Genomic DNA, 216 nt, shown 5'->3' on the forward strand with positions numbered 1-216 from the left:
TCAGCGTGGCATTTAGTCCGGATGGCAAAACTGTCGCTTCTGCAAGTGAGGACAAAACCATCAAATTGTGGAATATTAGCACGGGTCAACAAATTTCCACCTTCACCGGGCATACTGATAAAGTCTTCAGCGTGGCATTTAGTCCGGATGGCAAAACTGTCGCTTCTGCAAGTGAGGACAATACCATCAAATTGTGGAATATCAGCACCGGTAAAC

1 protein-coding gene is annotated in these 216 nt (G+C 45.8%); it reads left to right on the forward strand.

Annotated features, from left to right (window positions below; all coding sequences use genetic code 11):
- On the forward strand, window positions 1-216 hold a 216-nt coding region (locus ACM0OZ_RS49495; protein ID WP_414590263.1), incomplete at both ends, for a WD40 repeat domain-containing protein.

Source organism: Scytonema sp. PCC 10023 (assembly GCF_963920835.1).
GTDB lineage: Bacteria > Cyanobacteriota > Cyanobacteriia > Cyanobacteriales > Nostocaceae > Kalymmatonema.